The 11,551-nt window shown below is 31.1% G+C and carries 12 protein-coding genes; 7 read left to right on the forward strand and 5 right to left on the reverse strand.

Translation table 11 applies throughout. The annotated features are described in order from the left end of the window. The 7 genes from F972_RS02555 to F972_RS02590 form a co-directional block, all read left to right on the forward strand. A partial coding sequence (locus F972_RS02555) for a transposase (RefSeq protein WP_004763881.1) occupies nucleotides 1–390 on the forward strand: 390 nt, incomplete at its 5' end. A gap of 456 nt (nucleotides 391–846) precedes the next feature. After that, nucleotides 847–1,065, forward strand: coding sequence for a helix-turn-helix domain-containing protein (locus tag F972_RS02565; RefSeq protein WP_026040060.1), 219 nt, complete (start codon nucleotides 847–849; stop codon nucleotides 1,063–1,065). A 354-nt stretch (nucleotides 1,066–1,419) separates the two neighbouring features. Further along, nucleotides 1,420–2,487: a CBASS cGAMP-activated phospholipase gene (locus F972_RS02570; RefSeq protein ID WP_004681188.1), complete on the forward strand. Its 1,068-nt coding sequence runs from the start codon at nucleotides 1,420–1,422 to the stop codon at nucleotides 2,485–2,487. Between the two features lie 83 nt (nucleotides 2,488–2,570). Next, the gene (locus tag F972_RS02575; RefSeq protein WP_004681189.1) at nucleotides 2,571–4,346 is read left to right on the forward strand and encodes a ThiF family adenylyltransferase; all 1,776 of its coding nucleotides are present in this window, start codon (nucleotides 2,571–2,573) and stop codon (nucleotides 4,344–4,346) included. A gap of 175 nt (nucleotides 4,347–4,521) precedes the next feature. Continuing rightward, nucleotides 4,522–5,793 (forward strand): CBASS cGAMP synthase, encoded by a 1,272-nt coding sequence (locus F972_RS02580; RefSeq protein ID WP_004681191.1) that lies wholly within the window; start codon nucleotides 4,522–4,524, stop codon nucleotides 5,791–5,793. 100 nt (nucleotides 5,794–5,893) lie between these two features. After that, nucleotides 5,894–6,595, forward strand: a complete 702-nt coding sequence (locus F972_RS02585; protein ID WP_004282344.1) for an IS1 family transposase — start codon at nucleotides 5,894–5,896, stop codon at nucleotides 6,593–6,595. A gap of 105 nt (nucleotides 6,596–6,700) precedes the next feature. Continuing rightward, nucleotides 6,701–7,099 (forward strand): Mov34/MPN/PAD-1 family protein, encoded by a 399-nt coding sequence (locus tag F972_RS02590; RefSeq protein WP_004763885.1) that lies wholly within the window; start codon nucleotides 6,701–6,703, stop codon nucleotides 7,097–7,099. Here the strand turns inward: F972_RS02590 and F972_RS02595 are convergent. The 5 genes from F972_RS02595 to F972_RS02615 form a co-directional block, all read right to left on the reverse strand. Further along, nucleotides 7,092–7,754: a Cap15 family cyclic dinucleotide receptor domain-containing protein gene (locus tag F972_RS02595; protein WP_004681193.1), complete on the reverse strand. Its 663-nt coding sequence runs from the start codon at nucleotides 7,752–7,754 to the stop codon at nucleotides 7,092–7,094. The two genes, F972_RS02590 and F972_RS02595, sit on opposite strands and share 8 nt — an antisense overlap. Beyond that, nucleotides 7,751–8,212 (reverse strand): hypothetical protein, encoded by a 462-nt coding sequence (locus F972_RS02600; protein WP_004681195.1) that lies wholly within the window; start codon nucleotides 8,210–8,212, stop codon nucleotides 7,751–7,753. Before F972_RS02600 ends, F972_RS02595 begins: the two co-directional genes overlap by 4 nt. A 536-nt stretch (nucleotides 8,213–8,748) precedes the next feature. Continuing rightward, nucleotides 8,749–9,999: an NAD(P)/FAD-dependent oxidoreductase gene (locus F972_RS02605; protein WP_004681199.1), complete on the reverse strand. Its 1,251-nt coding sequence runs from the start codon at nucleotides 9,997–9,999 to the stop codon at nucleotides 8,749–8,751. A gap of 171 nt (nucleotides 10,000–10,170) precedes the next feature. Beyond that, nucleotides 10,171–10,491: a 2Fe-2S iron-sulfur cluster-binding protein gene (locus F972_RS02610; protein WP_004681200.1), complete on the reverse strand. Its 321-nt coding sequence runs from the start codon at nucleotides 10,489–10,491 to the stop codon at nucleotides 10,171–10,173. 23 nt (nucleotides 10,492–10,514) lie between these two features. Then, the gene (locus F972_RS02615) at nucleotides 10,515–11,261 is read right to left on the reverse strand and encodes an MBL fold metallo-hydrolase (protein WP_004681201.1); all 747 of its coding nucleotides are present in this window, start codon (nucleotides 11,259–11,261) and stop codon (nucleotides 10,515–10,517) included. Nucleotides 11,262–11,551: the final 290 nt, after the last annotated feature.

Here is an 11,551-nt window from a genome sequence, read left to right on the forward strand (position 1 = left end):
TTACTCGTCGTTTCTCCTCAGTTTAATGCCAATGCTATTCAGGATTATGCATTACGCTGGGAAATTGAAACCTTATTCAGTTGTCTCAAAGGACGCGGGTTTAATCTTGAAAATACGCGCTTGACAGACCCTAGACGAGTGAAAAAATTGATTGCGGTGTTAGCTATAAGCTTCTGTTGGTGTTACTTAACGGGTGAATGGCAACATGATCAAAAAAAAGTGATAAAAATAAAGAAGCATGGACGACTCTCAATGAGTTTATTTCGCTATGGTTTAGACTATGTTCAAATGGCGATTCAGCGTTTAATTGGTTTTGGGAAAAAAGAAGAGTTTAAGGAAATTTTGGCAATTTTAAGAAGGCAGAACCCTGATAGGATAAGGGTTCTGTGAAATTTGTCGTGTACAGAGTAAATACTTATTGAAAATTTCTAGTTCAGCTTTAATTTTATGCAATTCCGAATTCTTCTGATGGTAATCAACTAGAAGTTGCTTCTGTAAAGCACTCTTATCGTATGAAAGTTCCAATAAACCTAAAAATTTTTTACGGTCAGCATTCGTACTATACTTATAAGTACAACCAGATTTATCAATTTTTAATAGTTGTAATTCTCCTAGCTCTCTAATCATCTGGTAAATTTTTTGGTAATGCTTTTTTGATTTAAATTCAGGAAAAATTTGAATAAATCCCTCATAGATATACTTAAATTCACTTTTCTCAAAAGTATTTCTAGACAGATATATTAAAATATTCTGTTTGAGACTGGGAGTAACCTTCATTCTTTAGCCAAAAAAACACGGAATATCCTATTTTGGGATATTTTCTCTCATAGTTCAATATCTAATACTATGAGTTCATTACACGACCCCAGATATAGGGCACTTATCGAAAAATTAATTAAATTACGTGAGTCAAAAGTAATGACTCAGGTAGAACTTGCATCATCTTTAAAAAAGCCTCAGTCATATATAGCTAAAGTTGAAAATTTTGACCGTCGAATTGATATTATTGAATTACAAGATTGGCTCAAGGCATTAGATACAGAAATACCTATTTTTTTTAGTTAATTTTTTCTTTTTATTTACACTTTTAAATATTTGGGTAATGCCCCCAAAAATTAAAGTTAGTTATCCCATATATAATTTTTCAGTAAATTTAAATATTTAATAAATAATAAAAATTAACCTTACTGAAATTCTATGAAATCAAATTTCTTAAAAGAATACTTCAATTATAAAGTTACTTTCTTAAGTCAGCTGTCTTTAATAATAAAGATATGGTTAAAAATCTACTTTTTACATGACTATTGCTATCAACACTCGATGCTAAGTTATCACAATACGACAATTTTTATCAATTTTAAGGTTGAAAATTAAATTATTGACACAATTAACATACAAACATTAAAATTTGAAAAGTTTATGAATACAGAGAATAACCAAAATATTGTAAAAGTCCTCAGCCTCAATGGTGGAGGTGTCAGAGGTTTATTTACAATTAGTTTTCTAGCAGAAATCGAAAGAATAATTGAATCACAAAAAAACATAGAAAATGTGAAAATTGGCGATTATTTTGATTTAATCACAGGAACTTCGATTGGAGGAATTCTTGCATTAGGTTTAGCTTCTGGGAAAAGTGCAAGAGAATTAGAATTAGTGTTTAAAGAAAATGCTTCTAAGATTTTTCCAACTTATAGATATATTTTAAAGAAATTTCTTTTGCCTTTCTCCCCTATTTATAGCAGTGTCCCTCTATACAAAACAATTACTAGCATGATTGATGAAAATAAAGTTTTCAATGATCTGGATCGTCGGGTTATGATTCCAACAGTAAATTTATCTAGTGGAAATCCATTTTTCTTCAAAACACCTCATGATCCATCCTTTACAAGAGATGGGGTGCTAAAGTTGATAGATGCTGCAATGGCCACTTCTGCTGCTCCTACATATTTTAGTCCGCATTATTGTGCAGATAAAGAAGCATACTTTGCAGATGGTGGGCTTGTTGCTAACAATCCAAGTTTTATTGGTTTGAAAGAAGTATTACATAATATGAAAAGTGATTTTCCAGATACAAAAATAGAAGATGTAAAAATCTTGAATGTTGGAACATTAAATGAACATTATTGTTTAAGACCAAAATTACTTGGGAAAAAATGTCATAAAGGATATTTAGGGTTATGGGGCGTTGGAGAGAGATTAGTTTTAAGTACAATGACAGCGAACCAAAATCTTCATCGATTCATGTTAATTAGAGAATTTAGACCCTATGGATTAGAGAAAATTAACTTTATTGAAGTAGATGGTACAATCCCTAATGAAGCATCCAAAGATATCACTCTTGATAATGCTTCGACTGACAGTCTAAAACATTTAGTTGGAAGTGGAAAACAAATAGCAACTGAAAAGTTTGCACAGGAAGAAAACTTAAAAGTATTTTTTAAAGATAAAGCTAAACCCTTTAAAAGAGGAACTCTAGCAATTAGTTAATTTTATAACCTGATCTATCATTATAAACTGATATATAAAATGAAATTAAGCACATTGCTGTTGCGAATTTAGGTGAAAAATTTATGTTTGATTCTTTAAGAAGACAGCAATTAATTGATGAATTACATGTAAATGATTTTCGTCGATTATCACTAGATAAATTGACATACAAAAATGAAATTTATAGTATGACTTCTCTATTCGATGGGGAGGAAATATTTTATATAGGCAAGATTGAATTATCACTCCAAGATAATCTCTATAGCTTTGATATACTTATTTGTATATATGATCTAACACTAATTTCTCTACCGTCTGTTTATCTAATTTCACCAATTGATAGCATTCTCAAACTCCCAGTACCACACATTACTCCAAAGACTGATCTAAAGATTCAAGAAAGAGAACTCCATACAATATGTTATGCATTTGCAGATGATATTACTATTCCAAGATATAATTCTAAAGAATTAGTAAAATTTATTATTAGTCAAACTAAAAAAACATTGATTGATGTTATAGATTCAACGTCATTAAAAAACAATCTGAATGCTGAAATCGAACCTATGTGGGTGTGTTTATCTAATAGACAAAAAAGTGTATTAAGTGCTAAAAATTTTGGATTATTTCCTAGTGAAAATAAGAAAGTTATTGATTTTAATATAATTAGTGATGGAAGTAATGCCAGACTAAACGGTAAACTTGTTTATGTGTCAAGTGACTGTCAAGTTCCAGCATTTAGTATTTTTTTAAAGCCTGATTTTACAGTTATTTCTTTAAATCATTTTTTTCTTTGGATTAAAAAGTGGGATATCTCAGCACATGATGTTCTATTAAAAGCTTTAAAAAAATTTAAAGAATTTGAAAAACATTTTTTCTTTGGCTTTTACTATAATGGAGCTATTTTATATTTTTCTATCAAACTTGATTCACCAACTATTAATAGAATAATGAGTTTAAAAGACTTAAAAAAAATTCAATTCAATGGTAATCAAAATTTAGGTTTTAGTCGTGGTATTCCAATTGATCTTAATAATATGGTGAACAGAAATCTTCAAGATTTGACGTATAAAAAAAGTCTTAAAGAGTTAAGAATCTTACAGGTAGGTTGTGGTTCTATAGGTGGCTATCTTGTGGATACCCTTTTTAAGGTGGGGGCAATGAATGGAGAAAAATCTCAATTAACTTTAGTTGATTCTGATTATCTAAAAACTGATAATTTGGGCCGCCATTTCTTAGGTAGTTCCTATTTAGGTCTGAATAAGGCAGAAGCTTTAAAAACTCACTTAGAAATAAATTATAAAAAATATTTAATTAATGAAAAATTAAATATCAATTTTAAAGATTCTAATATTGAAAATATTGATAAAAGCTTTTTTGATGATTTTGATTTAATTATTGATGCAACAGGAAAGTTGGAAGTAGCACAATATCTAAATGAAATTGTAAATGTACAACCTAAAGAAAAACAGATTCCAATACTTCATTTGTGGATCTTCGCAAATGGTGAATGTGTTCAAGCTTTTTGGAATGACAGTAAAATTTTATCAAATAATGGTGGATGTCATCACTGCTTAACTACACTTTGGGATACTGATCCTAAATATTATTACCCACTAAAAGAGACAAGTAGAGAAGCAACTATTAGGGTAAGTAGACCTTGTTCAAATTATACCCCATATTCTGTTAGTTCTAGTTTGAATGTAGTCGGTTTAGCAATTGAAATCCTTCTAGCTTGGAAAGCTAACAATTTAAATAAGAATTATTTTACTAGTTATGCTCCAACATCACTAACATATCACAATGATGATCTTAAGAAAGAAGTTTATAAACAAGCTAATTGTTTAATATGCAAATAAAAATCACGAGTATTCTTGAAAATTTGATATGCCAACCCAACTTATAAATCAGATCAGTTATATAATATTTTTAATTACTAACTATCTAGTATCTTATTAATAAGACTGATAATTTTAGTAACTTCTATGGAGTTACTGTTTTATATTTTAAATACTTCTTACCAGAGAATGCTTAATGACAAATAATATAGTTTTAAATGCTCATCGAGGTTATCGTGCAAAGGAAGATGGCTTTCTTCGTACATTAATTCCAACCGAAGACACTATTAAAGAATTAAATGAATGCCGAAAAAAAATTAGAGCGTGCTTAAAAACAGGTTTAAGATCTTTCATTGATGACTATAACTCAGAAGGACCAAATCCTAAATTTCGTATTCAAGGTTCGTGGGCTTATGGTTTATGTAACCTGCCAGCACATAAAGGACAAGAACTTGATCTCGATTACGGTGTGTACCTTTCTGCGGAGATTTTTGATGAGTGTACAGAGTATTCAAAAGAAACTTTGAAAAGCTACTTTTTAAAAGTTGAGGATCTTTTAAAAGACTTAGCGATTGAACAAAATTGGACATTAGATACTGAAGATAATATAAACTGCATTAGGTTATTGGTGAACTCTTTCACTCATTTGGATGTTCCCGTCTATATTGTGCCTAAAGACATGTTTGATTCACTTGAAGAATATAGTGAGCTTCAAGTTGGTATTCGTAAAAGTAGTGTAAGAGCAGGTCTCGAAGACTATAATTTATCTGATTCTTTAGCGATGGATTCAGATCTTTTATATGAAAACTTTAAATTTGAAAGCCGTGGTTTATTATATGAGGAAAAATTTAAAGACCATATTGATCTTGAGAATATTAAACGAATAACTATGGCTCAGCGAGATGGGGGCTATAGGGAAAGTGATTGTGAACAAGTAAGACAATGGTTTTTAAATTTTCTATCTGAACAAGAGGATAACGGTAGCCAACTTCGTTTTATTTGCAGATATCTTAAAGCTTGGCGAGATTACCACTGGGAAAAAGGTGGAGGACCTAGTTCAATTCTGTTAATGGTTATTGCTTGTCAAAATTATAAGTTTGTTGAAAGTCGTGATGATTTAGCTTTATTAAACATCTTGCACGCTCTACCAAATCGTCTAAAAGAATCTGTTTTTGAAAATGGAATTCCTGACCATGAAAATGAAGACTTTAATAGGATTAAACCTGAAAACCGTCTGTATTGCTCTAAGAAAGCAACTCAATTCTTGAACTTAATAAAAGATGGTCTATCAACAACAGAAAAAAAATATTGTTTGAGTTATCATATTGATGCATTTGGGATACGGTATCCAAATAATGAGGATTATGTTATTGCATCTAAACTCCCCTTTTCTGAAGAAGACACTTTTAAACAAAATTTAACTAGTTCTCAAACAGCTAAAGTATTACCTTCCGTTACGAGTGGTTAAAACTATGGAAGTAGGATATGTCACACTTTCAGATCAAAAACAGGTGGTGTATCAAAAAGTATGCTAAAAAAAGCAGGTTGAATTTTGATAAAATAGAGAAATGCAAATAACTCTAGAAATCAAATGTCCAACCTGCCTCAGTGACAGTATAAAGAAAAATGGCATCAAAGTAGATGGGAAACAAAATTACCAATGCAAAGACTGCAAACGTCAGTTTATTGGTGACCATGCTCTGAGCTATCTAGGATGTAATTCTGGCATTACTCGTAAAATATTACAGTTAATGGTCAGAGGCAGCGGTATACGAGATATCGCTGAAGTTGAGCGCATTAGTATCGGTAAAGTCTTACGGACTTTAACTGAATCGGCCTATCAAATTCAGCCTAAACAAAGTCATTATGAATCTCTCGAAGTAGATGAATTCTGGACTTTTGTTGGAAATAAAAATAATAAACAATGGCTTATTTACGCCTACCATCGAGAAACAGGTGAGATTGTTGCTTATGTTTGGGGTAAGAGAGATTTAGCTACAGTCCAAAGGTTGAAGACAAAGCTTAAACAATTAGGTATTCACTACACCCGAATTGCAAGTGATCATTGGGACAGTTTCATCACTGCTTTTAAAAACTGCAAGCAAAGTATTGGTAAGTTTTTTACTGTAGGAATTGAAGGTAATAATTGCAAAATAAGGCATCGAATAAGGCGTGGTTTTAGAAGAAGTTGTAATTTCTCCAAAAAGCTTGAAAACCATTTTAAAGCCTTCGACTTAACCTTCTTTTACATCAATAATGGCTTCATTTAATGTCAGCATACTTTTTAAAACACCACCCAAAAACATACTTTCTACATACGAATTAATTTAGATGTTTTATCAAAATTAAACTCATTTAGGCAAGTCAAGGGCTATATGCCTGAATCTGGTGGGGTTTTGATAGGAGAAGTATATGGAAATAATGGATTTTGGATAAAAGATGTGACTATTCCTAGTAAAAAAGATATTTCTTCTAGATTTAGATTTATTAGACAAGATCCATCACATCAACAGATTGTTGAAAATTGGCACACAAAGTCAAAAGGCACTATGCAATATTTAGGTGAATGGCATTCTCATCCAGAAAAAAAACCTAGTCCTTCTTTAATAGATCTATGTAGTTGGAAAAAACTTTCTTTAAAAATGGGAAGACAAATGGGAATACAACCATTTTTATTCCTAATTTTAAGCATGGTCGATTTTCAACGAGACTGGATTGCAGTTTATGAAGGGCGAAATAATTATACAGTTTTAGATGCCTCTGCAATTACGTAACTTTTATATTCTGATTGAAATGAAAGTTAGCCATCTCAAATGAATCAATATTTTTACATTTTCTATCAATTAAATTTAACACAATTTCGCCACATGTATTTGAATTAGTCCAATATATCCCTGTTAATATTTTTCCATTATCCGTTAAGCTTAAATCACCGCTACCAAAAGTGACTTTATTTTCACTATTTCTAGTTCTATAGAACTTATAAGTGTAAAGAAAATTAGTAGTTTCTGTGTCTTTATTTTGGGATAAAGCCGTAATTACTGATTCTGATTTTTGATTAGAGGTAAAAGATTTTATAGTAGTTATTAAAAAGGTTTGTTTAACATAAAAATAAATCTTAATAGGAGGAATTTGTTGCCCTTCGGAGTTTTTATAATTACTGATTAAGTATCCTTTCCATAGACCGTGTACTATTGGTTTACCAATAAATTTAGCTAATCGTGCATGTTGAATTGTGACTGATCTAAGTAGAAATCCCAAAACAATTAAAGCTAAAGAAATAGAAGGTGTTATTGATTGAATTATAGAAAGCTTTAACCATCCCAATAGATTTATACCTTGTATTAATAAAAAAATTATAAAAGCTATAAATAAGAAAAAATAGATTATCTTCTGTAATTCACTAAATTTTAAGACAATGAAACTCACACTTTCACCTGTTCATATATATCAATGCCATTTTTAAATATTTTAATAATTTTATCTGAGCTAATTAGTCCAACACATAAAATCCCATCTATTTTTGAAGTGAGAAATGCGGTCATTTCACGAGCACCACAAGGTGTAATAGCTTCTAAATTAAGATCATTTATCAACTCTACTGGTGGAGAAATATATTGTGAAATATGTGTTATTTCCATAGTTTTAATATCTATAAAGTGAAAACCATCATGATAAGGTGATGAATACTCAGAAATTTTTAAAAGGGTTTTTATTGGATAGCTAAAACATAAATCAGAAGATAATTTTTTTTCATGTAAAGTTAAATATGGAAGATTATTTAAACTTTTATAAAATACAATTCCTAAGCCAGTAAACTCTTTACTACTGTTACAACATATTTCAGTGAGTGAAGCTGTTATTTCATTTTCTAGTGATCTTGCCACTGATTTCACCTAACTAAATTTATTAACAATACTATAATCAATTGATTTTAAATTTCTTTACCATAAAAATCTATAAACACCTGAATAGCCACCAAAATTCTAGACATACATTCTCATCTTTTTGACCACCCTTATTGCTTGATAAGTTTTTGTATAATACTTATTAAACTAAATTCTAGATAGGAATTTATAGAATTTAGTCTTAAGCAGCTGAATTTAGAACCTGAAAATATTTATTTTAAAAATAAACCGAATAAGTAGTTTTTTTCAGCTAGTGATCTATATACGGATTGCAATACCAAAAAATTGAAATTTACAGAATAAAATAAAACCACTAAAAGGCACATACAGTTAAGTAGTACTTATTTTTAGATAATGGCTACAAGAAATTTACCTAGTTTAGAAATTTAGTGATTTTACTATATCCGGTCTTGATATCTTTATAGTATAGTACAACATATTGAACTATATGCTCACTATAAAGAGATGCGTTCTTGCTCGACTAGCTAATAATTCAAATCTACACAAATAAATCTTCATAAAGTTTTGATTTTTCCAGATGTTGAACTTAACCACAGATTTAAATCAAATTTATATTTTGCTAAATCAGATTTAGTAGGGATATTTTCACTTGACAAGATTTTTTTAGATAACATATGAATTGCTGGTCGATTCACAGTTTCCACTATGACCAAAATATCATTAAAAAAGCTTAGACACGTGTATCCAGAACTCAGATCATTATCAAGAGTAATAGTATCAAGCTCTCGATCAGTATCAAGATTAACTCCAGCTATTTGAATTTTCATATCCCGTTGATCTGACCAGAACCATGGTAAAGCACTATAACTTTCAGGAATGTCTTTAAGAAGTTTTTGAGATAAATAACGTGCTTGATCCATTGTATTTTGCACTGACTCTAAACGGATACTATGATTTAGATAAGGAAACTGAGCACAATCTCCAATTGCATAAATTGATGGGTCAGATGTACATAGGTTGTCATTAACTACAATACCATTATCAACGTCCAGCCCAATTGATTCTGCTAGATAAACATTTGGTTTGGAACCAATTCCCACTACAACAAGATCGGCAGGAAGACTCATTTTAGAGCTTAGTGTGACACTTGTTATGTTATGATCCTTTACAGCCCAATCTGCTATTCTTTCATAATCATAAAATTTTACACCATTGGAGATATGCTGTTCTTTTATAAAAGAAGATAACTTTTTTGATACTGATTTTCTGAGCACCTGATTACCAGAAGAAACAACATGAACTTCTTTATCTAGTTTTTTTACAAGACCGGCCATCTCCAGACCAATAAAACCGGTGCCCACCACTACTATATTGTGTGCTGTATCAAGTGCTTTTTTCAGATTTTTAGCATTCTTCAAATCCGAAATCATATAAACATTTTTATAATTTAATTCGCAAAAATCCAACTTGTTAGGTGTAACACCTACAGCAAAAATTAGGCTATCGTAAAATACACTTTTATTATCCTCGTATATTACTTTTTTATTCTTTCGCTCTACCATCGTAACCTCACTAAAAACTATCTCAATAGCATTAGAGTGATAAAACTCAGGTGGCCTAAAAAACACCCTGTCTTCTTCCATCGAACCTAATAAATAATCCTTAGAAAGTGGAGGACGTTGATACGGAAAATCATTTTGTTTTTCAAAAATGATAATACGTCCTTTATAACCATCTCGCCTTAGTGTGTTTGCAAGCTGAAAACCAGCATGTCCACCACCAATTATTACAATTGTATTATGCATTTATTGTCCTTAATCCAATTATTTAAAAAAGTGGGATTTATTAACCATTTAAATTTTAAATACTTATAAGTTCATCGGGTAATATTATTCACAAGCTACTATGTCTAGGCCATGAAATTATTCATAATAAACTTGAGCATAGCAACCTGTAGAGGGATAACTTTCTAATTACTACCATTCACTTTTGGGGATGTGAACAACTAATCCATCAATGCTGGGAGATGCTTTAATTTGGCATGATAATCTTGAATATTCATTAACATCATTTGCAAATGTTAAAATATCTTTCTCCATCGGTGAAGCTTCTGGAAGTTTGCTCATCCAAATAGGATCTACATGAATATGACACGTTGCACAAGAACAACTACCACCACAGTCCGCATCAATTCCACTTAGATTACTCTTAAGTGCTGCTTCCATAACACTTTCACCATCGTTAAGCTCTATGCTAATCTGATTCCCTGTGTGTTCAATATAAGTTACTTTAATCATAATTTACCTTATAAATCTATATCTTAAAAAACAACTACCTTTGTATCTAAAGCTTTCGCACTTTCATATTTAGGTGGTATTTTTTGATTTCGAGCTTTGCGACCACAAAAAACTTCAAAAATTTTTTGATCAGTCATTTTCAAATAAAAGTTATGCTGTTTAAGATAACTAAACGGCTTTGCCAATTGTTCTTTATACATATGACCTGGATAGACCAAAACGTTGTCGGGAATAACTGAGCGCAAAAATTGTATAGACTGGTACATTTGCTCAACAGAGCCATCAGGCCCTGAGCACAAACCACAACCTTCAATAAACAATGTATCGCCAGTAAATAATTTATCGCCAACTAAAAAACAACTAGTGCCAGATGTGTGTCCAGGCGTAAGTAGAGCGAAACACTGAACAGAACCGCATAAAAGTTCAGTGTCTTTAGAAAATGTCTGCAGGTTTGAATGTTTATAACCTGAAACACTAGCCTCTCTACTAGACATAAATATAGGGCAATTTAATGTAGAGGAAATCTCAGCAGCTTCATGTACATGGTCAGCATGTGTGTGAGTAATTAAGATTCCTCTACATTTTAGGCCATAATCATTTATGTAGCCGATGATAAATCTTGCATCCCAGCCAGGATCTACAATTACCGCGTCGTTAGTTTTTTTGTCATATAGAATGAACATATAATTAAGAAAAACATCTCGACCAGACTCAATAACTGCAATTTCATAGCTACATAGGCTTTTAAATGACTCAATAGTAAACTGCATGATTCAAGCAACTAAATTAAGAAGATTTTTATAATTCTCTCTCATTACCACTTTTTGAACTTTACCCATAATGTTACGCGGTAACTGCTCTACAAATATAATTTTCGCTGGCACTTTTGATGTGGTTCTAGGATTTTAGACCACGTCTATAAGTGATAATCTACTCCCCAATAAGCATGGGAAATGCTTGTTTTTGGAGTCAACCATGACACGAAGAAAACGTCGTAATCATTCAGCAGAGTTTAAAGTTAAAGTTGCTCTCGCAGCAATTAAAGGCGACCACACACTCG

This window comes from Acinetobacter sp. CIP 102529 (genome assembly GCF_000368325.1).
GTDB lineage: Bacteria > Pseudomonadota > Gammaproteobacteria > Pseudomonadales > Moraxellaceae > Acinetobacter > Acinetobacter parvus.